This is a genomic window from Pseudomonas sp. LB3P31, assembly GCF_054897945.1.
The window spans coordinates 3,354,531-3,377,551 of the sequence record NZ_CM142710.1; the positions used below are offsets into that span (position 1 = coordinate 3,354,531).

Annotated in this window: 19 protein-coding genes and 1 pseudogene; 7 read left to right on the forward strand and 13 right to left on the reverse strand. The window is 60.1% G+C overall.

The window, feature by feature from the left end; all coding sequences use genetic code 11:
* Positions 1 to 155 precede the first annotated feature (155 nt).
* Together gltP and ACYZTK_RS15155 are read left to right on the forward strand one after the other, a co-directional pair.
* The gene (gene gltP, locus ACYZTK_RS15150; RefSeq protein WP_462010636.1) at positions 156 to 1,487 is read left to right on the forward strand and encodes a glutamate/aspartate:proton symporter GltP; all 1,332 of its coding nucleotides are present in this window, start codon (positions 156 to 158) and stop codon (positions 1,485 to 1,487) included.
* Positions 1,488 to 1,704: 217 nt separating this feature from the next.
* The gene (locus ACYZTK_RS15155; protein ID WP_462010637.1) at positions 1,705 to 2,934 is read left to right on the forward strand and encodes a nucleoside recognition domain-containing protein; all 1,230 of its coding nucleotides are present in this window, start codon (positions 1,705 to 1,707) and stop codon (positions 2,932 to 2,934) included.
* 94 nt (positions 2,935 to 3,028) lie between these two features.
* Here ACYZTK_RS15155 and ACYZTK_RS15160 read toward each other — a convergent pair whose 3' ends face one another.
* The 10 genes and pseudogenes from ACYZTK_RS15160 to ACYZTK_RS15205 all read right to left on the reverse strand — a co-directional run.
* Positions 3,029 to 3,670 (reverse strand): ABC-type transport auxiliary lipoprotein family protein, encoded by a 642-nt coding sequence (locus tag ACYZTK_RS15160; protein WP_462010638.1) that lies wholly within the window; start codon positions 3,668 to 3,670, stop codon positions 3,029 to 3,031.
* The gene (locus ACYZTK_RS15165; protein ID WP_462010639.1) at positions 3,667 to 4,605 is read right to left on the reverse strand and encodes an MlaD family protein; all 939 of its coding nucleotides are present in this window, start codon (positions 4,603 to 4,605) and stop codon (positions 3,667 to 3,669) included. Before ACYZTK_RS15165 ends, ACYZTK_RS15160 begins: the two co-directional genes overlap by 4 nt.
* A 1-nt stretch (position 4,606) precedes the next feature.
* Positions 4,607 to 5,410 (reverse strand): ABC transporter ATP-binding protein, encoded by an 804-nt coding sequence (locus ACYZTK_RS15170; RefSeq protein WP_462010640.1) that lies wholly within the window; start codon positions 5,408 to 5,410, stop codon positions 4,607 to 4,609.
* Positions 5,407 to 6,555 carry an ABC transporter permease gene (locus ACYZTK_RS15175; protein ID WP_462014906.1) on the reverse strand — a complete coding sequence of 383 codons (1,149 nt, stop codon included), beginning with the start codon at positions 6,553 to 6,555 and terminating at the stop codon, positions 5,407 to 5,409. The genes ACYZTK_RS15170 and ACYZTK_RS15175 overlap by 4 nt, the downstream gene beginning before the upstream one ends.
* A 54-nt stretch (positions 6,556 to 6,609) precedes the next feature.
* Complete coding sequence (locus ACYZTK_RS15180) at positions 6,610 to 7,638, reverse strand: DUF5924 family protein (protein WP_462010641.1); 1,029 nt, start codon at positions 7,636 to 7,638, stop codon at positions 6,610 to 6,612.
* A 215-nt stretch (positions 7,639 to 7,853) separates the two neighbouring features.
* Positions 7,854 to 9,233: a M16 family metallopeptidase gene (locus ACYZTK_RS15185; RefSeq protein ID WP_462010642.1), complete on the reverse strand. Its 1,380-nt coding sequence runs from the start codon at positions 9,231 to 9,233 to the stop codon at positions 7,854 to 7,856.
* 177 nt (positions 9,234 to 9,410) lie between these two features.
* Complete coding sequence (locus tag ACYZTK_RS15190; RefSeq protein ID WP_462010643.1) at positions 9,411 to 11,069, reverse strand: Na/Pi cotransporter family protein; 1,659 nt, start codon at positions 11,067 to 11,069, stop codon at positions 9,411 to 9,413.
* 298 nt (positions 11,070 to 11,367) lie between these two features.
* Positions 11,368 to 12,135: a TerC family protein gene (locus ACYZTK_RS15195; RefSeq protein ID WP_462010644.1), complete on the reverse strand. Its 768-nt coding sequence runs from the start codon at positions 12,133 to 12,135 to the stop codon at positions 11,368 to 11,370.
* An 85-nt stretch (positions 12,136 to 12,220) separates the two neighbouring features.
* The gene (locus ACYZTK_RS15200) at positions 12,221 to 13,528 is read right to left on the reverse strand and encodes a CitMHS family transporter (RefSeq protein ID WP_462010645.1); all 1,308 of its coding nucleotides are present in this window, start codon (positions 13,526 to 13,528) and stop codon (positions 12,221 to 12,223) included.
* A 302-nt stretch (positions 13,529 to 13,830) separates the two neighbouring features.
* A pseudogene (locus ACYZTK_RS15205) lies at positions 13,831 to 13,902 on the reverse strand (DOPA 4,5-dioxygenase family protein); the annotation flags it as partial.
* Between the two features lie 83 nt (positions 13,903 to 13,985).
* Between ACYZTK_RS15205 and ACYZTK_RS15210 the strand changes: the two are divergent.
* Entirely contained in the window at positions 13,986 to 14,651 is a 666-nt protein-coding gene (locus ACYZTK_RS15210) for an NAD(P)-dependent oxidoreductase (RefSeq protein WP_462010646.1), read from the forward strand.
* Here the strand turns inward: ACYZTK_RS15210 and ACYZTK_RS15215 are convergent, their stop codons facing one another.
* On the reverse strand, positions 14,652 to 15,602 hold the full coding sequence (locus ACYZTK_RS15215; protein ID WP_462010647.1) for a choline sulfate utilization transcriptional regulator: 951 nt from the start codon (positions 15,600 to 15,602) through the stop codon (positions 14,652 to 14,654).
* Between the two features lie 114 nt (positions 15,603 to 15,716).
* Between ACYZTK_RS15215 and betC the strand changes: the two genes are divergently transcribed.
* The 3 genes from betC (at position 15,717) to ACYZTK_RS15230 (ending at position 19,927) form a co-directional block, all read left to right on the forward strand.
* The gene (gene betC / locus ACYZTK_RS15220; protein WP_462010648.1) at positions 15,717 to 17,231 is read left to right on the forward strand and encodes a choline-sulfatase; all 1,515 of its coding nucleotides are present in this window, start codon (positions 15,717 to 15,719) and stop codon (positions 17,229 to 17,231) included.
* A gap of 16 nt (positions 17,232 to 17,247) precedes the next feature.
* Entirely contained in the window at positions 17,248 to 18,168 is a 921-nt protein-coding gene (gene choX, locus ACYZTK_RS15225; RefSeq protein WP_462010649.1) for a choline ABC transporter substrate-binding protein, read from the forward strand.
* Positions 18,169 to 18,358: 190 nt separating this feature from the next.
* Positions 18,359 to 19,927 (forward strand): SulP family inorganic anion transporter, encoded by a 1,569-nt coding sequence (locus ACYZTK_RS15230; protein ID WP_462010650.1) that lies wholly within the window; start codon positions 18,359 to 18,361, stop codon positions 19,925 to 19,927.
* Between the two features lie 116 nt (positions 19,928 to 20,043).
* Here the strand turns inward: ACYZTK_RS15230 and aroE are convergent, their stop codons facing one another.
* Both aroE and hemF read right to left on the reverse strand, forming a co-directional pair.
* On the reverse strand, positions 20,044 to 20,865 hold the full coding sequence (gene aroE / locus ACYZTK_RS15235; RefSeq protein WP_462010651.1) for a shikimate dehydrogenase: 822 nt from the start codon (positions 20,863 to 20,865) through the stop codon (positions 20,044 to 20,046).
* Positions 20,866 to 20,878: 13 nt separating this feature from the next.
* The gene (gene hemF, locus ACYZTK_RS15240; protein ID WP_462010652.1) at positions 20,879 to 21,793 is read right to left on the reverse strand and encodes an oxygen-dependent coproporphyrinogen oxidase; all 915 of its coding nucleotides are present in this window, start codon (positions 21,791 to 21,793) and stop codon (positions 20,879 to 20,881) included.
* 158 nt (positions 21,794 to 21,951) lie between these two features.
* Here hemF and ACYZTK_RS15245 point away from each other — a divergent pair, with 158 nt between their 5' ends.
* Positions 21,952 to 22,929 (forward strand): NADPH:quinone reductase, encoded by a 978-nt coding sequence (locus ACYZTK_RS15245; RefSeq protein WP_462010653.1) that lies wholly within the window; start codon positions 21,952 to 21,954, stop codon positions 22,927 to 22,929.
* The last annotated feature ends 92 nt before the right edge of the window (positions 22,930 to 23,021 follow it).

Sequence of the window (23,021 nt, forward strand, 5' to 3'; positions counted from 1 at the left end):
TGCATCGGAATAGTTGCGCCTTTTTTCGCCTGCCAGAGAGCTACCAACAAGCGCTCCGGGGCACCTTATACGGAGGCCGATGCACAAGACTTTTTCGCCACGAGCGTTCCTGTTCCGCGCATCTGCCTGAGTCAAACGCAAGTAAGGGTAAAGATATGAAGAAGGCAAAGCTTAGCCTCGCCTGGCAGATCCTCATCGGTCTGGTATTGGGGATTGCAATCGGTGCGCTGCTCAACCATTTCGGTGCCGAAAAAGCCTGGTGGATCAGTAACGTCCTGCAACCGGCGGGCGATATCTTTATTCGTCTGATCAAGATGATTGTGATCCCGATCGTGATCTCTTCGCTGATCGTCGGTATCGCAGGCGTCGGTGACGCGAAAAAACTCGGCAGCATCGGCCTCAAGACCATCATCTACTTCGAGATCGTCACCACGATCGCAATCGTCGTGGGCCTGGTGTTGGCCAACCTGTTCCACCCGGGGGCCGGCATCGACATGAGCACCCTGGGGACTGTGGATATTTCCAAGTACCAGGCGACCGCCGCCGAGGTACAGCATGAACACGCGTTCATCGAAACCATCCTCAACCTGATCCCGTCGAACATCTTCGCGGCCATCGCTCGCGGCGAAATGCTGCCGATCATCTTCTTCTCGGTGCTGTTCGGTCTCGGTCTGTCGAGCCTCAAAGCCGAGCTGCGCGACCCTCTGGTAACGATGTTCCAGGGCGTCTCGGAAAGCATGTTCAAAGTCACCCACATGATCATGAACTACGCCCCAATCGGCGTGTTCGCACTGATCGCGGTGACCGTGGCCAACTTCGGCTTCGCCTCGCTGCTGCCGCTGGCCAAACTGGTGATCCTGGTTTACTTCGCCATCGCTTTCTTCGCCTTCGTGGTGCTGGGCCTGATTGCTCGCCTGTTCGGCTTCTCGGTGCTCAAGCTGATGCGCATCTTCAAGGACGAGCTGGTACTGGCCTACTCCACCGCCAGTTCCGAAACCGTGCTGCCGCGTGTGATCGAGAAGATGGAAGCCTACGGCGCGCCGAAAGCGATTTGCAGCTTCGTGGTACCCACCGGCTACTCGTTCAACCTTGACGGTTCGACGCTGTATCAAAGCATCGCGGCAATCTTCATTGCCCAGCTGTACGGCATCGACCTGTCGATCAGCCAGCAATTGCTGCTGGTGTTGACGTTGATGGTCACCTCCAAAGGCATTGCCGGTGTACCGGGCGTGTCCTTCGTGGTGTTGTTGGCGACCCTGGGCAGCGTGGGTATTCCACTGGAAGGCCTGGCATTCATCGCCGGTGTCGACCGCGTGATGGACATGGCGCGTACCGCACTGAACGTGATCGGCAACGCCCTGGCGGTACTGGTTATCTCCCGTTGGGAAGGCATGTACGACGACGAGAAGGGTCAGCGCTACTGGAACTCCCTGCCGCACTGGCGCAGCAAGGAAAAGCTGCCGACCGGCGAACCTTCCAGCAACTGACGCACTCTGTAGGAGCTGCCGCAGGCTGCGATCTTTTGATCTTGCTTTTAAAAAACAAAAATCAAAAGATCGCAGCCTGCGGCAGCTCCTACAGTAGATCGAGGTCATCCATGTAAATGGGGCGCCAACAGTTCCAGACAAACCCCGGAGAAATCCGGGGTTTGTCGTTTCTGCCTACCCCGTTATCATTCGCCGCATTCTTCGGGGGATTTGACTGATGCTTAATGGCCTGTGGCTTGGCTTCTTCATCGTGGCGGCCGTATCGGCGCTGGCGCAGTGGTTGATCGGCGGCAATGCCGGGATCTTTGCGGCGATGGTGGAAAGCATTTTCGCCATGGCCAAGTTGTCGGTCGAGGTCATGGTGCTGCTGTTCGGCACCCTCACCCTGTGGCTGGGCTTTCTGCGCATCGCCGAGAAAGCCGGCATCGTCGACTGGCTGGCAAAAGCCCTGGGGCCGCTGTTCCTGCGGTTAATGCCGGAAGTCCCGGCGGGTCACCCGGCAATCGGCCTGATCACCCTCAACTTTGCCGCCAACGGCCTGGGCCTGGACAACGCTGCCACGCCGATCGGCTTGAAAGCCATGAAGGCGCTGCAGGAACTCAACCCCAGCCAGACCATTGCCAGCAACGCGCAAATTCTCTTTCTGGTGCTCAACGCCTCTTCGCTGACCCTGCTGCCGGTGACGATCTTCATGTACCGGGCCCAGCAAGGCGCGCCCGATCCGACCCTGGTGTTCCTGCCGATCCTGCTGGCAACCAGCTGTTCGACCCTGGTCGGCCTGCTGTCCGTGGCGTTCATGCAACGCCTGCGCCTGTGGGACCCGGTGGTGCTTGCCTACCTGATCCCCGGTGCCCTCGCCCTCGGCGGCTTCATGGCGCTGCTGGCGACGCTCTCAGCTACTGCGCTGGCGGGCTTGTCTTCCATTCTCGGCAACCTGACGCTGTTTGGGCTGATCATGCTGTTCCTGGTGATCGGCGCGCTGCGCAAGGTGAAGGTTTACGAAGCGTTCATTGAAGGCGCCAAAGAAGGCTTCGACGTGGCGAAGAATCTGCTGCCGTACCTGGTGGCAATGCTCTGTGCAGTGGGTGTATTGCGGGCTTCGGGCGCCCTGGACTTTGGCCTGGATGGCATTCGTCACCTGGTCGAGTGGGCTGGCTGGGACACACGCTTCGTCGATGCTCTGCCAACGGCCATGGTCAAACCGTTCTCCGGTAGCGCTGCTCGCGCCATGTTGATCGAGACCATGAAGACCTCCGGGGTCGACAGCTTCCCGGCATTGGTGGCGGCGACGATTCAGGGCAGTACTGAAACCACGTTTTATGTGTTGGCGGTGTACTTTGGCGCGGTAGGCATCCAGCGGGCAAGGCATGCGGTTGGATGTGCGTTATTGGCGGAGTTAGCCGGAGTAGTCGGCGCGATCGGCGTTTGCTACTGGTTCTTCGGCTAACCCAGATCCCTGTAGGAGCGAGCCTGCTCGCGATGGCGATGTGTCAGTCACATCTGCATAGGCTGACATGCCGCCATCGCGAGCAGGCTCGCTCCTACAGGGGATGCGTTGAGTTTAGGCGCGGAACCGGGGCGACTTTCTGACCCTGTTCCACCGCCCAGTTCACCACCTGCGCCGTCAGCTGGTCAGTCGCCCGGCCAAATCCGGCCACCACCGCCGGCACCTGCACGTCACTCAATGGTTGGCGCACTTCGAAACGGCGGCTGGCGAGAATCCGCTGGTCATAGCCGCGCACCAGCAGCGCATCCAGACGCACCACAACACTGGCCGCCGTGCCCTGGTACTCGGTCTGGAACGCCTGCAGATTGCCGCCAAGCTCCAGGTCTGCCTGTAAATTGCTGTCGTCGGTGCTCAACAGCGGCACCCGACCGTCACGCTGAAAGCCATCCAGCAGCCGATTACGCAGCAGCACCGGGGCCGGGTCGCTCCAGCGCGAGGCTTTGTAGCTGCTGATCAAGTCTCCCTGGGGAATGACGGCAATGTTCGGGCTGTTAAGCGCCTGGCTGGCCTGAGGCTTGGCCAGGCGCAGCGACCAACGCTGCACGGCAACCTGGCTGCTCGACGCACCTTGAACGGAAGGCAACCGATAAACATTGGACGGCTCGGACTTGGGCAGGATCGAGCAGGAACTGACCAGCGCAAAACTGGTGATGAGCAGGGCGCAGGTCAGCTTCATGGGGTGAATTCCTTGTTCTTGTCGTTGCCCAGCAAATAACCGCTGGGGTTGGCTTCGAGGCGCTGGGAAATGGCGCGCAAGGAGGTCAGCGTATCGCGCAACTCGCGCACGGCCGGTGCCAGCCCGTTGAGGCCTTGCAGGCCATTGTTGAGCGAGTCCTGATTGCTCGACAGCAGCTTGTTGATGGTGGCGCTGCTCTGTTCCAGGGACTTCATGGCGTGCTCGGCACTGCCGAACATCTGCTTGCCTTGATCGTTGAGCAGGCCATTGGCGTTGCGCATCAGCGCCGAGGTCTGCTCCAGCATGGCGCCCGCCTGCTTGCCGACCGAGGCCAATTGCTGCATGGCCTGACGGATATCGCCGCGCTGGTCGGCGATGGTGCCAGTGGTTTGCTCCAGGTGCTCAAGGGTCTTGCTGATGCGCTCGACGTTCTCCGTGGAGAACATCAGGTTGGCGTTGTGCATCAGCGTGTTCACCCCGGCCATCAGGTCGTTGCTGTCGTTCAACAGACGGGCGATGGGCGATGGCGATGCGACGATCACCGGCAACTTGCCGTCCTTGCCCTTCAGCGTCGCGCTCTGGGGCGTGCCGCCGCTCAGCTGGATGATCGAAGTGCCGGTGATGCCGGTCAGCGCCAGTTTGGCCTGGGTGTCTTCCTTGATCGGCGTCTCGCCGCCCAGGCGGATCCGCGCCAGCACCCGGCGCGGATCTTTCGGGTCGAGGCGCAGGGTCACGACATCGCCGACCTTGATCCCGCTGTACTGCACGGCACTGCCCTTGGACAGGCCGCTGACCGCCTCGTTGAAGACGATTTCGTAGTCCTTGAACTCGGTATCGACGCTGGACTTGGCCAGCCACAGCCCGAAGAGCAGGGCGGCCGCCACTACGATTACCGTGAACAGGCCAATCAATACGTGATGGGCTCGGGTTTCCATGTCAGACCTCGTTGAGCTGTTGGGCGGCAGTCAGCGCCGCGCGGCCACGAGGGCCGTGGAAATATTCGTGAATCCACGCGTCGTCGGTTTCCGAAACCTTGTCGATGGCGTCCGCCACCAGCACTTTTTTCTGCGCCAGCACCGCCACGCGATCGGTGATGGTGTAAAGCGTGTCGAGGTCGTGGGTGACGAGGAACACACTCAAGCCCAGGGCATCACGCAAGGTCAGGATCAACTGGTCGAACGCTGCAGCGCCGATGGGATCGAGGCCCGCAGTCGGTTCGTCGAGAAACAGGATGTCCGGATCCAGCGCCAGCGCCCGGGCGAGTGCGGCGCGCTTGATCATGCCGCCGGAGAGCGAAGCGGGGTACTTGTCCGCCGCCGACAGTGGCAAGCCCGCCAATGCCAGCTTCACCGCCGCCAGGTGCTCGGCGTCGTTGCGGCTCAAGCCGGCGTGCTCGATGAGGGGCAGGGCGACGTTCTCGGTGACGGTCAGCGAGGAAAACAGCGCACCTTTCTGGAACAGTACGCCAAAACGCCGTTCAACCAGCGAACGCTCATGTTCGGACAGAGCCGGGAGGTTTTTCCCGAAGACTTTCACCATGCCCTCGCTGGGCTGGCGCAAGCCGACGATGCTGCGTAACAGCACCGATTTGCCGCTGCCGGAACCGCCAACCACGGCGAGTATTTCGCCCTTGTACAGATCCAGGTCGAGATTCTCGTGCACGCTCTGGCTGCCGAAGCGATTGCACAGCCCGCGGACTTCGATCACCGCCTCGGAGGGCGCTCGGGGTTGTCGACTCACCAGCCCATCTCCATGAAGAACAGTGCAGCCACGGCATCGAGGACGATCACCACGAAGATCGACTGGACCACGCTGGAGGTGGTGTGGGCGCCAACCGATTCAGCACTGCCACTGACCTTGAAGCCCTCGAGACAGCCGATGGCCGCAATCAGGAAGGCGAAGATCGGCGCTTTGACGATCCCCACCAGAAAATGCTGAACGCCAATGTCCGACTGCAGCAGCGAGAGGAACATCGCCGGTGAGATATCCAGCGAAACCGCACACACCACGCCGCCGCCGATAATCCCCGAGAGCATCGCCAGGAACGTCAGCATCGGCAAAGCGACCAGCAGCGCGAGGACTCGCGGCACCACCAGCAGCTCCATCGGGTCCAGGCCCAATGTGCGGATGGCGTCGATTTCTTCGTTGGCCTTCATCGAGCCGATCTGTGCGGTGAAAGCGCTGGCAGTCCGGCCGGCCATCAGGATCGCGGTCAACAGCACGCCGAACTCGCGCAGGAATGAGAACGCCACCAGGTCCACGGTAAAGATACTCGCGCCAAAGCTCGCCAGCACCGTCGCCCCTAAAAAGGCCACCACGGCACCGACCAGGAAGGTCAGCAGAGCCACGATGGGCGCGGCGTCGAGGCCGGTCTGCTCGATATGCGCCACCATCGGCGTGATGCGCCAGCGTTTGGGGCTAAACAGCCCGCGGGCGATGGTCTCGAGAATCAGGCCGACAAAGCCGAGCAGCTGCAAGGTGTCCTGCCAGACGGCGTCCACCGCGCGCCCGATGCGCGTCAGCAGCTGGATGCCGACGCTGACTTCCGCTTCCCTGACTGGCACGCAGAAGTCGGTCATCGAGCAGTAGACGGTTTGCAGCAGCGCGCGGTCGGCGCCGGACAAGGTGCAATCCGGGTGTTCGGCGGACCTGCCCAGGCGCTCGGACCCCAGCAACTCCACCAGCAATGATGCGCCGGCCGTGTCGAGGGCACCAAGGCCGTTGAGGTCGATATGGGTGCTGTCGTTGTATTGGCCGCGAATGCTTTCGCTCAGGTCCTTGAGGTCGGCGTAATGCGCAAGCGTCCAGTCACCCGTGACCCGCAGTTGTGCGGGAGAGTGAGAAGGGTCCAGTTGGGCGTTGCCGGCCGTAGTGCTGCTGGTCATAAGCTCCATGCTTGATCGACTGAGTGACTGTGGTACGTAATATCACGAAGCGTATTACTTTTCTTTGATCGGTGTGCTGTCAGTGATCTTGAAGCGCAGCACGCCGATTACCTGGCCGTCCTCGGTCAGCACCCGGACCTGCCAGTTGCCGGCCGGATTGCCCGGAAAGTTCTGCTTGTGGGTCCAGGCGCGATAACCTTCCTTGCGCCCGCCGTGGATATCCAGCGGGATGCGGTCGACTTCTTTGCCGTTGAACTGCCACACGTGATAAATCCGCTCGTCCAGCCCGCGCGGGGCGTTGATCGCGGTGTAGGCATACAGCCCGCCGCCGCGAATCTGCTCGGCCGTCACTTCGTCCAGGCTATCGCCTGGCGTGCGGTCCTGCATTTGCGTGCTGATCGCCACTTCGGTCATCCACAACGTCGCCGGCGGCACCCAGGAACGCAACACCCAACCGACGCCGCCGATGCCGACAGTAATGCTCAGGATCGCCACCGCGTTACGCACGGTGCGGATGGGAAAGATCGACGCCAGGCTCGGGAACGACAGCACCACCGAGATGCCTAGCGCCAGCTTGAAACTCTGGGCAGTGGTCAGGTGAAGGATGACGGGCAGGGCGGTCAGCAGCGCGGCGAACAAGGTCAAAGTATGCAGGGCCAGGAACGCCCAGCGGCGAGGTGCCAGCCATTTGTAGTAGAGCGGGTCGATGATCGATATCAGCGCCGCAACACACAGCAGCCCGGTGAAGAAAAACTGCCCGCTGTTCCAGGTGGTGGTAATGAAAAAGAACGGCAGGACGAAGAACAGGCTTTCCTGGTGAATCATTTGCGTCGCATAGCGCAGCAACGGCTGGGGAATCTCGCGCTTGAAGATTTTGGCGAACAGCCGGGTCAGGCTGTTTTCCAGCATCAGCCAGATCCAGCTGAGCACCATGATGATGGTGATCCAGGTCGCGAGACCTTGCTGGCGATCGACCAGAATGAAACTGCCGACCCCGGAGATGAATCCACCGAGCGCGATCACCCCCGGATAGCGCTTCATCAATTCCAGTATGCGCTGCACGTACAGGTTCAGAGTTGGCATTCGGCGGTTCGCACTAGTCGTAGGAAAAATCCTCGACAGATTACCGTCCCGGAGGACGGTGTGGCGAGGGACCAAATTATGGATGCGCCAGCTTTACTGTGGGAGCGAGCCTGCTCGCGATGGACGTCAACGATAACGAGGGCGTCCGGAATGATCGCGGCGTCTTTGCGTTCTTCGCGAGCAGGCTCGCTCCTACAGTAAAACGAAGTTTTCAGTCATCCATTGCGGCGGTGTATGCGCCACGCCAGCAAGCCAAGCACCAGCAGACCCAACACCCCGCCAATCACCCAGATCAACTCATCATCACTCACCAATGGTTTCTCAATCCGCAGATACCCCGGCTGAAGGAGCAACTCGCGCATTGCCTTGTTAGCTTCCTCCAGGGTGACTGCCTGCAGATCCCGGGCCGGGTCGGCGAAGCGGCCGTTCTGGAAATCGCCGAGGGCGCTCCAGTAGTAATCGGCCAACGCACTGTTACCTTGAACGGCCCAGGCCTGGCGGGCGATGGCGGCCTGTTTCAGGCGGTTGAAAGTCTCGACGTTAAGACCGTTCTTGAGCAAGCCGGCCTTGAGCTCTTCAAGCACCTGCCGGGCCTGCGGCAAGTCATCGCGCTCGACATCGGCATTCAGGCTCATGAATCCGACTCCGCCAAACACCTCGCGCTCGGCCGAAGGCCCGTAGGACAAACTGTGGACCAGGCGCATCTGGCGGTAGAGCGCCCAGTCCAAATAGTCCTTGAGCAAATCGAAGGTCACGTCGTGCTGATCTTCCAGCACCGGCTCCGGCACCAGCCAGTGCAGCTTGGCGCCGTTGCCCACCAGGCCGTGGCTCAACGTGCGCTCATGGGCAGCCGTGGCCTTGATGTCAGGCAGGGGCGGGTGGTCGGTCGGATCTACCGCCTCGAGCTCGCCATAGGCGCGCTCCAGATAGGCGGGCAGCAGGCGATCGAGGTCACCCACCACAATCAACGTCATGTTGTTAGGGGCGTACCAGGCGTTGCGGACCTCTTCCAGCTGTTCGCGGGTCAGGTGATCAACCTGTGCGCGCTCGGGGCATTTGAGGCCCAATTCGACTGCCAGCTGATTACTCGCGGTGTGGCCCAGGTCCTGGCGATCGAGCCAGCGCTGCAGGTGCGTGTAGTGACCGCCATCCTCACGCTCGACCACCTGTTTGGCGGCATTGACGGCGTTGTCGTCGAAACGGGTCTGGGTCAGCAGGGCTAGCAGCAGGTCGAGGACCTTGCGCTGGTTTTTCGCCGGCGCCTCGATGACGAAGGTGGTATCCGCTGTGCTGGTGTAGGCATTCCACTCGCCACCCAGGGCCTGCATGCGTTCTTCCAGGCCGCCTTCACCCGTGGCGTCAATACCGCTGAACAGCAGATGCTCGAGCAGGTGCGGCAGCTCCTTGTCGCCGCAGGTGAAATCATCCAGCCCGACGCCCACGACCAGGCGAATCGCCACGTGCCCACGGTCCAAGCCGGGCTTGAGCAACAATTGCAGGCCGTTGGGCAGCGTATAGCCCTCGACCTGGAAGCGATCCAGGGCGAACGCGGGGAACGAGCCAAGCAGTAGACAGGCGAACAACAGGCAACGCATAACGAGCTTCCAGGCAACCAATCGGAGATCCGTGTCGTCAGTCAGGTCGCCTTCGCGAGCAAGCCCGCTCCCACAGTGGATTCGCGGTGTACACAAAAACCCTGTGGGAGCGGGCTTGCCCGCGAATACGGCCTTGAGGCTGAACCAATGTTACAGACTCACCACCCCGCCAGACGTTCAAGGCGAATGCGTAATGTCAGCCAAATCGTCCACCGCCAGCGCACCCGTGTCAGACGTTTCCAGCACAGCATAGGCACTGCTACAGAACAGTGAATTAAGGCGCTTCATGTCGGCAATCAACTCAAGATGCAGGGAACTGGTCTCGATGCTCTGCACAATCTTGCGCTGCAAGCGACTCACATGGGCATGCGCCAGGCGCCGTTCCTGCGCGCGAAAGCGCCGTTTCTCACGCAACAACTGGCGAGCGCTTTCCTTGTCGGAACTGAGGTACACCGACAACCCAAGGCGCAGGTTCGAAATCAGCTGGCTGTGAAGCCCCGCCAACTCCTCAAGACCGACTTCGGAAAACGACCTGCGCTGAGCAGTCTTCTGCTGCTGAACCTTGCGTAGCATGCGTTCGATCAGGTCGCTGGCCAGTTTGAGGTTGATTGCCAGCTCGATGGTTTCCGCCCAGCGCCGACTGTCCTGTCCGCTCAGGTCTTCCCGGGGCATTTGCGCCAGGTACAGCTTGATGGCGCTGTAGAGCGCCTCGACATCATCGGTGAGGCGGCGCATTTCCTGGGTGACGGCGGTCTGCTTGCCATGCAATACATCAAGCATGGCTTCGAGCATGTTATCGATCAGGTCACCAATGCGCAGGGTCTCCCGCGCCGCATTGGCCAGCGCCAGGCTGGGAGTGACCAGCGCAGTCGGATCAAGGTGTCGCGGCTTGGCCATGCCGTTGACCTCCGGACGCTCTGGCAGCAACCAGGCGCACAGCCGGGCCATGGGCCCGACGCTCGGCAGCAGGATCAGGCAACGCACGGTGTTGTAGAGCAGATGGAAGCCGATCACCATTTCCTGCGGGCTGTAATCCAGGCTATCGATCCAGTGCACCAACGGGTCCAAAACCGGAATGATCAGCAACAGCCCGATCAGCTTGTACAACAGGCTGCCGAGTGCCACCTGGCGACCTGCCGCGTTTTGCATGCTGGTGCTGAGGAAGGCCAGCACGCCACTGCCGATGTTCGCGCCAATCACCAGGCCGATGGCCACCGGCAGGCTGATGACGGCTGCACCTGCGAGAGTGGCGGTCAGCAGGACAGCGGCGAGGCTGGAGTAGGAAATCATCGCGAACAGCGCGCCGACCAAGGCATCGAGCAGGATATCGCCGGTCAAAGACGCGAAAATCACTTTGACGCCCTGGGCCTGGGTGATCGGTGCCGCAGACTCGACGATCAGTTGCAGCGCCAGAATGATCAAGCCGAGGCCAATACTGACTCGCCCCATCTGCCCGAGCCGCGTCTGTTTGCGGGACAGGAAGAAGATTACCCCGAGGAATATCAGCAGCGGCGACAGCCAGGAGAGGTCGAGGGTCAGCACTCGAGCCATCAGGGCGGTACCAACGTCGGCCCCCAGCATGGTTGCCAGTGCCGGGGTCAGCGCCATCAGGCCCTGGCCGACAAACGAGGTAACCAGCATGGCGGTAGCGTTGCTGCTCTGGACCATCGCGGTGACGACGATCCCGGCGATAAACGCCAGCCCGCGCTTGGACATGTTCTGGCCAATGACGTGGCGCAGATTGGAACCGTAGACCCGCAGGATGCCGGTTCGGACGATGTGCGTGCCCCAGATCAGCAAGGCCACGGCGGATAACAAATTGAGCAGGGTGAGCATAAGGGCCCCCTGTGGTGGTAGCGCCCCAAAGGAGCAAGTTGACGGTGCCGCGCGTTTTTCTACGTTCTGTACTTAAGCTGTAGTTGGCTAACGGTCTGCGCGCCAGCATCGCATAGCTAAAGAGGTGATTGAAACAAAAGCGTCATAAAAACAAAGCCTGCAGACACATAAAACAAATGTGGGAGCGGGCTTGCCCGCGAAGGCGTCGTATCAGGCGACATTTACGTCGACTGACCCTACGCCTTCGCCGGCAAGCCCGCTCCCACAGGTTTTTTGCGTGATCAGGGAAGACCGGGGGTTACTGCCCCGGAATATCCTTGCGCAGTTTTACCGGGTCCTGCTGTTTTTTCTTCTTCGCGATCGCGGTGCGCATCTTGATGTTGATCGCTTCGACAGCCAGCGAGAACGCCATGGCGAAGTAGACATAGCCTTTTGGCACATGCACGTCGAAGGATTCGGCGATCAGCACAGTACCGACGATCAGCAGGAACGACAGCGCCAGCATCTTCAGCGACGGGTGCTTGTCGATGAACGAGCTGATGGTGCCGGCTGCCAGCATCATCACCAGTACGGCGACGACAATGGCCGCAACCATGACCGGTACATGGGACACCATGCCGACTGCTGTGATCACCGAGTCCAGGGAGAACACAATGTCGATGATCGCGATCTGGATGATCGTGTACATGAAGTTGCCGCCCTTGCCGGTTGGCTCTTCGTTGGTTTCGTCTTCACCTTCCAGCGCGTGGTACATCTCTTGCGAGCTCTTCCACAGCAGGAACAGACCACCGAAGAACAGGATCAGGTCACGCCCGGAAATTCCTTGGCCGAAGAGCTCGAACAAATCTGCGGTAAGTTGCATCACCCAAGTGATCGACAACAGCAAGCCGATTCGCGTGACCATCGCCAGCGCCAGGCCGAAGATACGGGTGCGCGCCTGCATGTGCTTGGGCATGCGGCTGACCAGAATCGAGATCATGATGATGTTATCGATACCCAGGACGATTTCCAGGGCGGTCAGGGTTAAGAAGGCAACCCAGATTTCAGGGTTGGTCAGCCATTCCATGTGTATTCCTTTGAGCGAGTGTTTAAACCACGAAGGGCCCGGACTTCATTAGCAAAGCCTGGACCCGTCATGGTGAGTCTTGGGCTTATAGAGTGCTGAACAGCGGAAAGATCCCCATCAGCAATGCTGCAACAAGTATGCACATGCACACCAGCACTGCCCACTTCAGGGTAAAGCGCTGGTGGTCACCGAAGTCGATACCGGCCAGGGCCACCAACAGATAAGTCGATGGTACCAGCGGGCTCAACAAGTGGACGGGCTGACCGACGATCGAGGCACGTGCCATTTCAACTGCGGTTATACCGTAATGACTCGCTGCTTCGGCAAGTACCGGTAACACGCCGTAATAAAATGCATCGTTCGACATGAAGAATGTGAACGGCATGCTGACCAGTGCGGTAATCACCGCCAGGTACGGGCCGAGGAAGTCCGGGATCACCGCCAGCAGGCTTTTCGACATCGCATCGACCATACCGGTGCCGGTCAGGATACCGGTGAAGATACCCGCTGCGAAGATCAAACCGACCACTGCCAGCACGCTGCCGGCGTGGGCCGCGACGCGATCTTTCTGCATCTGCAGACAAGGGTAGTTGACGATCATCGCGATGCTGAATGCCACCATGAACAGCACTGGCAGCGGCAGCAGGCCGGCGATCAGGGTGCCCATCAGCACCAGGGTCAACGCGCCGTTGAACCAGATCAACTTGGGACGACGGGCATCCGGGAATTGCGAAACGCTGATTTCACTGTGGTCAATCTCGTCGCCAACCAGGTGCAGTTCACCCAGCCGAGCGCGTTCGCGTTTGCCGTAGAAGTAGGCAATCGCCAGGATCGCCACCACACCGGCCAGCATTGCCGGGATCATTGGCACGAAGATGTCCGATGGGTCGACATGCAGCGCACTGGCGGCGCGCGCCGTCGGCCCACCCCAGGGAGTCATGTTCATCACGCCGCCGGCGAGGATAATCAGGCCCGCCATGATTCGCGGGCTCATGCCGATGCGGCTGTACAGCGGCAGCATGGCGGCCACGCAGATCATGTAAGTGGTCGCGCCGTCACCATCAAGGGAAACGACGAGCGCCAGAACGGCGGTGCCGACCGAAACTTTCAGCGGGTCGCCCTTGACCAGCTTGAGGATCTTGCGCACGGCCGGGTCAAACAGGCCGGAGTCGATCATCAGGGCGAAGTACAGAATCGCGAACATCAGCATCACACCGGTCGGTGCAAGCTTGGTGATGCCTTCGAGCATCATCGGACCGATCTTCGGCGCAAAACCACCGAACAGGGCGAAAACGATCGGGATGATGATCAGGGCGATCAGCGCGGACAGGCGCTTGGTCATGATCAGGAACATGAACGTGATGACCATGGCGAAGCCAAGGAAAGTCAGCATGGGAATACTCCGGGCGTGGCGCGGCTAGGGGAAATGGGCAAACCGGGTGAGGTCAGCGCAGAACGGGAAGCACTAGACGAGCGGGCGGAGTGACGGCGGAGGGGCGGATTGAAAAGGACATCAGGATCACCATTGTTGTTGTTAAATGGGCCGTGCGAGCTGCAAAAAGCTCGCTTGGGCCAACCGGTCTGTTGCCGGGAGTGAGGCGATCCTAATCGGGGAAGCTTTCAGCCAGCTTTCGCCGATGAAAGCATTGACCGGATGTGCAACCGGTCGTCGGACTGCATCTGTGCCCGCAATTACAACGCCCGCGCCTGATTGATGCTGCTAGCGTCGAAATATACGTGCGCGTGGTAACCCTTTATCCGTTGCATCTGAAACCCTCCAAAACTGGGTCGAACCCTGGACGATCGCCGCAGGTCACACGCCATATAGGTTGTAATCAAGGAATCCAGCCATGAAAAATGCCGAAACTCCCGTTGTGAAAGTGGTGCTTTATGGTGCCATGAGTAGCCTGGGCAGTGCGCTGATGGCTGAAATGCTGCGGCGTCAGCACGAAGTGATCGCGATCCTCGATGACCTGACAGCCCTCGCGCCACGTCCGGGTCTGCGCGCCAAGTCCGGCGATCTGTTCGATGCTGAACGCGTCAAGCAAAGCGTGGCCGGGTGTTCTGCGGTGATCTGTCTATTAGACGCGCCGGGACTGCCGTTCAATAGTGAGTACGTGGAAAAAACCATCATCCCGGGGCCGGTGGAGCAAGTGCTGGCGGTGGACGCATTGATCGATGGCATGCAGGCTTCAAATGTTGCGCGGCTGTTTCTGGTGGGTGATTTCGAGGTGCTGGACGATCCGGAAATCGACGATCGCTTGCAGCGTCACGCCGCTGAAGAGATTCGTGAAGCACTGCAAAGCAGTCCATTGCACTGGACGATGGTCAACGCGCCGCGGGGTGTCGCCGGGCTGAGCATCGAGCATTTCAGCCAGGTCAGCAGCAGCCTTGAACCGGGGCTCGCCGAGCCACTTGAGCGGTTGAATCGGGTCGCTGTGGGGATTGCCGATGAGCTGCAACTGAACCTGCATGTGGGCGAGCACGTTAATTTCGTTGCGGTGTCGGCGTCGTAGTCACACCGCAATCGACGGCAACGGCAGACCATTCAACGACTGCGCACTAGTTGCCTGCTCCGCCATCAACCAGTCCACGAATTGCGCGATCAATAACCCACGCCGCTTGCGTTGGGGCAACACTACGTAATACCCCAGCCGGGAAATCACCGTTTCGGCAATCGGTCGACACAGCAGTCCCTGTGCCAGTAAGTTATCCACAAGGTGCCGCCAGCCAATGGCAACGCCCTGTCCGCCGATCGCGGCCTGAATCAGCAAGGTGTAATTGTCGAACCTTAATTGCCCTGGCGCAGGAACCGAGTTGATCCCCAGCTCGCGAAATACGCCGCTCCAGTCAAACCAGTTACTGCCGTTCTCACCCCGCAGGTGCAGCAATGGAAACTCCAGCAATGACTGGGCAGGCAAGGGCACGGCGCGGTCCTGCAACAACAACGGACTGCACACCGGGAACACTTCTTCGCTGAACAGCCAATGGCTCTCACCCTGCTTGAACCGGCCTTCGCCAAACAGCACGGCCACATCGATATCGCTGCGCAGCATGTTATGGCTGCGCTCACTGGTGACCAGGCTGACATCGACGTTGGGATTGGCTGCATGGAAGCGATGCAACCGCGGCATCAGCCAGTAGGCGGCGAAGGCGAAGTCCGTCGCCACCTGAAGTACTTCATGCTGGTGCTGCGTACTGATCGCGCTCAATCCTGCGTCGATATTCTGCAATCCGAGCTGAACCTGCTCGAATAACAGCGAGCCGGCCTCAGTCAGCTCGATACCTCGATAGATTCGATCAAACAGGCGAGTGGCGAGCTGCTCCTCCAGCCGCTTGATCTGCTGGCTGATCGCCGGTTGCGTGGTGCCAAGCTCCACGGCAGCCGCAGTAAAACTGCGCTGGCGAGCCGCGGCTTCAAACGCGCGCAGCAGGTCGAGCGACAGACCACCAAGGGCTTCATACATAAGCTGTGCTTATCCTAGTCATTGCCTGCTATGGGCTTTACCGCAAAGCGCATGGAATCCATGCTCGATCGCAGCACTCTCGCATAAATATTTACTATGGAATGCCGCGATCACATGAAGCGCAAGAATATTCTCTTCATCATGGCCGATCAGATGGCCGCGCCAATGTTGCCGCTCTACGGCCCTTCGCCTGTAAAACTACCGAATCTCAGCCGGCTCGCCGCCCAAGGCGTGGTGTTTGACGCCGCTTACTGCAACAGTCCACTCTGCGCGCCGTCGCGGTTTACCCTGGTCAGCGGCCAGTTGCCAAGCAAGATCGGCGCCTACGACAACGCGGCTGATTTCCCCGCCGACGTTCCAACCTATGCGCATTACCTGCGCCGTCTCGGTTACCGCACAGCACTGTCCGGCAAGATGCACTTCTGCGGTCCCGATCAACTGCATGGCTATGAAGAACGCCTGACCAGTGACATCTACCCAGCCGACTACGGCTGGTCAGTGAACTGGGACGAGCCTGATGTGCGTCCCACCTGGTTTCACAACATGTCATCGGTGTTGCAAGCCGGGCCATGTGTACGCACCAATCAGCTGGATTTCGACGAAGAAGTGGTGTTCAAGGCGCAGCAATATTTGTTTGATCATATTCGCGAGGGTGGCGACCAGCCGTTCTGCCTCACCGTTTCGATGACTCACCCCCACGACCCGTACACCATCCCGAAAAAGTATTGGAACCTGTACGACGATGCCGATATTCCATTGCCCGTCACCCCGCCGCAGGCCGAACTGGATCCGCACTCGCAGCGCCTGCTCAAGGTCTACGACCTGTGGGAAAAATCGTTGCCTGTGGATAAGATTCGTGACGCACGTCGCGCCTATTTTGGAGCCTGCAGCTATATTGACGACAATGTCGGCAAACTTCTGCAAACACTCGAAGATACGGGGCTAATCGATGACACCATCATTGTCTTCTCGGGCGACCATGGCGACATGCTTGGCGAGCGCGGCCTCTGGTACAAGATGCACTGGTTCGAAATGGCCGCCCGAGTACCCTTGCTGATCAGTTCCCCCGGTCAATTTGGAGCGAGCCGCATAAGCGCTGCCGTCTCGACTGCGGACCTGCTGCCGACTTTTGTCGAATTGGCCGGAGGGTCGCTGGAACCAGGGCTGCCACTGGATGGCCGTTCGCTGGTGTCGCACTTGAAGGGGCAGGGCGGTCACGACGAAGTGTTTGGCGAGTACATGGCCGAAGGCACTATCAGCCCGTTGATGATGATCCGCCGCGGCGCCTACAAGTTCATCTACAGCGAAGACGACCCTTGCCTACTCTTCGATGTGCACAACGACCCGGGTGAACAGGAAGAGCTCAGCCAGTCGCCGCGACATGCCGCACGGTTCGCGGAATTTCTCGCCGAGGCGCGGGCCAAATGGAATATTCCGGCGATCCACCAACAGGTGCTCGCAAGCCAGCGACGTCGGCGATTCGTCGCCGACGCCCTGACCATCGGCAAGCTGAAGAGCTGGGATCACCAGCCGCTGGTGGACGCCAGTCAGCAGTACATGCGCAACCACATCGACCTGGATGATCTGGAGCGCAAAGCACGTTATCCACAACCCTGCCAAAACCAATAATGTTAAGGGGAAGTCCATGCAAAGGTTATCCACAGTACTGACGGTCGGTCTTCTGGCCCTGGCCAGCGCTTCGGCATTTGCCGAACAGAGCTGCGACACGGTGAAAATGGCCGATCCCGGCTGGAGCGACATCGCCGCGACCAACGCCATTACCGGTTTTTTGCTGGATGGCATGGGCTACAAAGCCAAGGTCGACACTTTGGCGGTGCCGATTACGTTTGGTGGTCTCAAGGATGGCCAGGTCGACGTCTTCCTGGGTAACTGGATGCCGGCGCAGCAGGGCTTCTACGATAAGTTCGTGGCGACTGGCGACGTGACCCAATTGGCAAAAAACCTTGATGGCACCGAGTTCACCCTGGCCGTCCCGGACTACGTCTGGGATGCAGGTGTGCATAACTTCGCCGACCTGAACAAATTTGCCGACAAATTCGAGAAGAAGATCTACGGCATCGGCTCCGGCGCGCCGGCCAACATCTCGCTGCAGGACATCATCAAGAAGAACGATTTCGACCTGGGCCAATGGAAACTGGTGGAGTCCAGCGAGCAGGCAATGCTGGCCGAGGTGTCCCGAGCAGTTAAGAAACAGAAGTTCGTGACCTTCCTCGGCTGGACGCCGCACCCGATGAACGTGCAAATGAAGATGCATTACCTCAAGGGTGGCGAGAAGTACTTCGGCGATACAGGTGCGGTTTATACATTGACCCGCAAAGGTTATGCACAGGCCTGTCCGAACGTCGGCAAGTTGCTCACCAACCTGAGTTTCACCCAGGAGATGGAGAACAGCATAATGGCCGAGGTGGTGAACAGGAAGGTCAGCAATGCTGAAGCGGCCAAGGCGTGGATCAAGGCTAACCCGGCGGTGCTGGATAAGTGGCTGGAAGGTGTGAAGACAGCGGATGGCAAGGATGCGTTGGCGGCGGTGAAAGCCAAGTTGTGACCATCCCTGTAGGAGTGAGCCTGCTCGCGATGGGTGTTCACGATAACGCTGGTGCGCCTGATACACCGCGGCGCCTTGGAATTCTTCGCGAGCAGGCTCGCTCCTACAGTTAGGGGCGTGGCAAGCTCCCGCGCCACTATCATCATTGCAGCCTGTTACCCTTTGCGTAAACCCCTGACCGAGAGGACCCATGGCCTTTCCCAGCCGCCATTCGCTCTTCCCCTTCTTGAGCTGGTTGCCGCGGCAAACCCGCGCCAGCGTCGGGCGTGACCTTGTCGTCGGCCTGAGCGGTGCGATTCTCGCGCTGCCGCAGTCGATTGCCTACGCCCTGATTGCCGGACTGCCACCGGAATACGGCTTGTACGCAGCGATCATCCCTGTGCTGATCGCCTGCCTGTGGGGTTCTTCCTGGCACCTCATTTGTGGGCCCACTGCGGCAATTTCCATTGTGTTGTACGCCAGCGTCAGCCCCCTGGCGGTTCCCACGTCACAGGACTACGTCGCGCTGATCCTACTGCTGACGCTGCTGGCCGGGATCTTCCAGTGGCTGCTGGGCTTGCTGCGATTTGGCGCCTTGGTGAATTTCGTCTCGCATTCGGTAGTGTTGGGATTCACCCTCGGCGCGGCAGTAGTAATTGCCGTTGGCCAGCTGCCCAACCTGCTGGGGCTGGACCTGCCCAGCCAAGCAACGGCCCTCGACAGTTTCATGATGCTGCTCCAGCAACTCAGCCAGGTGGATAAGCCATCGCTGATGTTGGGCCTGTCGACCGTCGTCCTGGGTGTCACTCTGAAATGGCTGCTGCCACGCTGGCCCACGCTGTTGATCACACTGGTGGCGGCGGGGCTACTGGTCTGGCTATGGCCTGCGATGTTTGGCCACGTGCGGCTGGTCAGTGAGTTCGTCGGCCGGCTGCCGCCTTTCAGTGCCGTACCGCTGGACCTGGATTTGATTCTGCGGCTGTTACCCAGTGCGGTCGCGGTGGGCATGTTGGGGCTGGTGACCAGTCTGTCGATTGCTCGTTCCATATCCGCACGCTCACAGCAGCTGCTCGACGCCAATCAGGAAGTCCGCGCCCAGGGTTTATCGAACATGGTCGGGGCATTTTTTTCCGGTTCGTTGTCCGCAGGATCATTCACCCGTTCGGGCCTGAGTTACGAAGCGGGGGCCTGTTCGCCTTTGGCAGGGGTGTTCTCGGCGCTGTGGGTCGCGCTGTTTGCCGTGTTTGGCGCGGCATTGATCGCACACATTCCGATCCCGGCGATGGCGGGCAGCATTCTGCTGATCGCCTGGGGCCTGGTGGATCATCGTGGCATTCGCGCGTTGTTGCGGGTCAGCCGCGCTGAATTCCTGGTGATGGCGCTGACCTGCGTCGCCACGCTGTTGCTGGAGTTGCAGACGGCGATCTACGCCGGGGTGCTGGCCTCGCTGTTTTTCTACCTTAAGCGCACCTCGCAACCGCGAGTGCAGCACTGGCGTGAGGGCGATGAAGACGTGCTGCGGGTAGGTGGCTCAATCTTTTTCGGCGCCAGCCATTACCTCCAGGTACGCCTGCAACGCATGCACGGCTCCCGCGTGGTGATCGAGGCGCAGCAGATCAATTTCATCGATTATTCGGGGGTGGAGATGCTGCACCAGGAGGCTCGGCGTTTGCTGAAGCAGGACCGCAGTCTGACCCTGCGGCGGGCGCGGCCGCAGGTGGTGGAAGAGTTGAAAAAGCTGGAAGGGGCGCAGAACTGCCCAATTCGGTTTGAAGACTGAATCATGGCTGGTGGGTAAACCGGCAGCGCTCCCTGTTTGAGCAAGTTCTGCCAGACGCCCCTGGGGGAGCAAGGCTTGCCTCTGCACCTGTGGGAGCAAGGCTTGCTCCCATAAGGTTATCCGGCCAGCTGGCGGCGCAATTCGGCCAGCACTGGCGCCGTATCCGGACGCACCCCCCGCCACAGATAAAACGCTTCCGCCGCCTGCTCCGCCAACATCCCCAACCCATCCATCGCCATTGCCGCGCCATGCTCACTGGCCCAGCGGCAGAATGAAGTCGGCTCCTTGCCATACATCATGTCGTAGCAAACCGTTTTGCCCGGCTCGATCAGGCTACTGGCAATCGGCGGGACGTCGCCCGAGAGGCTGGCGGAAGTGGCGTTGATGATCAGGTCCACGGACTCCTTCAACCAGTCAAAGCCACTGGCCGACACCGGGCCCAGGTCGTCAAACAACTCTGCCAACAATTCGGCTTTTTCCACCGTGCGGTTGGCAATGATCACCGATGCCGGCCGTTCGGCGAGCAACGGCTCCAGCGCACCACGTACCGCTCCGCCGGCGCCCAGCAGCAGGATGCGTTTGCCCTCGAGGCTGAAACCGGCATTGACTGTGAGGTCGCGTACCAATCCGGCGCCGTCGGTGTTATCACCCAGCAGCGAACCGTCAGCCAGCTTGCTCAGGGTATTCACCGCGCCAGCTCGTTGCGCGCGCTCGGTCAGGCTGTCAGCCAGACGAAACGCCTCTTCCTTGAACGGCACAGTGACATTGGCTCCGCGACCTTCGCGGAAAAACGCCCGGGCGAAGTGGGAAAAGTCATCGAGCGGCGCCAGCGAAGTGCTGTAGTCCAATTGCTGATCAGTCTGCTCGGCAAACAGTCGATGGATCAGCGGCGACTTGCTGTGGCCGATCGGGTTGCCGAATACGACGTAACGATCCATCAGTGTTCCTCGTTCAGGCCTGGGCCAACCAATCGCGGTCTTGCAGGAAATACTCGGTCAGCCGGGCTTCTTCGCTTCCCGGCTCGGCCTTCCAGTCGTAGCCCCAACGCACTTGCGGTGGCAGCGACATAAGGATCGACTCGGTGCGTCCGCCCGACTGCAGGCCAAACAGCGTACCGCGGTCATAGACCAGGTTGAACTCGACATAACGGCCGCGACGGAATTCCTGGAACTCCCGTTGTTGGGCAGTGAACGCATCATTCTTGCGCCGCTGGACGATCGGCAGGTAGGCCTCGATGAACGCGTCTCCGATCGCGCGCATGAAGGCAAAGCTGGTGTCGAAGTCCCATTCATTCAGGTCATCGAAGAACAGGCCGCCGATACCCCGAGGCTCATGGCGATGCTTGATGTGGAAGTAGCTGTCGCACCACGCCTTGTAACGCGAGTAAACATCCGGGCCAAAAGGCGCGCAGGCCTGTTCGGCAACCCGGTGCCAATGCACGCAATCCTCTTCATTGCCGTAATAAGGCGTGAGGTCGAAGCCGCCGCCAAACCACCAGACGGGTTCCTCGCCTTCTTTTTCAGCGATAAAAAACCGTACGTTGGCGTGGGAAGTCGGCACTTTGGGATTGTGCGGATGGATCACCAGCGACACGCCAAGCGCTTCGAAGCCCCGACCGGCCAATTCTGGCCGATGGGCGCTGGCGGAGGGCGGCAGGCCGCTGCCGAACACGTGGGAAAAGTTGACGCCACCCTTTTCAATGACGCTGCCGTTCTCGATCACACGAGTGCGGCCGCCGCCTCCAGCGGGTCGTGTCCAGGCATCCTCGACGAAGTGCGTGCCGCCGTCTTCGGCTTCCAGGGCAGCACAAATGCGGTCTTGCAGGTCGAGCAGATAGGCTTTAACGGCCTCGGTGCGGGTGGTCATGGCATCACCTTGAATCGGGAATGGCTACGCGGCGCACGAATGGCCGACGGCAAATTGCTGCACAGGATAACACTGCACCCTGTTTCGCCGCAGTTGACGAAGATCAAGCTTAGGAGTCCGATAGGGGGCTTAGCAAAACGATCCCCAGGAGAGTTCTGATGGCAAAGCGTATCCAGTTCAGTGCCCATGGCGGCCCCGAAGTGCTTGAGTATGTCGATTATCAGCCGGCCGAGCCCGGGCCACAGCAAGTCCGTGTGAGCAATAAGGCCATCGGCCTGAACTTCATCGACACCTATTTCCGCAGCGGACTGTACGCGCCACCGGCCTTGCCATCGGGCCTGGGCGCGGAAGGTGCGGGCGTGGTCGATGCGGTAGGAAGTGAAGTCACGCGCTTCAAGGTCGGCGACCGGGTGGCTTATGGCAGCGGGCCGTTGGGCGCCTATAGCGATCTGCATGTGCTGCCGGAAGCCAACCTGGTGCACCTGCCGGATTCGATCAGCTTCGAGCAGGCAGCCGGGGTGATGCTCAAGGGTCTGACGGTGCAGTACCTGTTGCGTCAGACTTATGAGCTCAAGGGTGGCGAAACCATTCTGTTCCACGCCGCCGCCGGGGGAGTGGGTTCGCTGGCGTGCCAGTGGGCCAGGTCCCTGGGCGTGAAGTTGATCGGCACCGTCAGCTCCCCGGAAAAAGCCGCGTTGGCCAAAGCCAATGGTGCTTGGGCGACGATCGACTACAGCCATGAAAATGTTGCGCAGCGCGTGCTGGAGTTGACCGACGGGAAAAAAGTGCCGGTGGTGTATGACGGTGTGGGCAAGGACACCTGGCTGACATCGCTCGACAGCGCAGCGCCGCGCGGGCTGGTGGTGAGCTTCGGCAATGCGTCGGGGGCGGTGGACGGGGTGAACCTGGGGATTTTATCGGCGAAGGGTTCGCTGTATGTAACCCGACCGACACTGGCGACCTATGCCAACAACGCCGAAAACCTGCAGCGCATGGCGGACGAGTTATTCGAGATGATCAGCAGCGGCAAGTTGAAGGTGAATATCAGCCAGAAATACTCGTTGGCTGAGGCGGCGAAGGCGCAGACCGAGTTATCGGCGCGGCGTACTACCGGCTCGACAATTCTGCTGCCATAAGGACGCCATCGCGGGCAAGCATTGCTCCCACAGGTCTGTGGTTGTTCACAGATTCTGTGGGAGACAGAAACCCTGTGGGAGCAAGGCTTGCC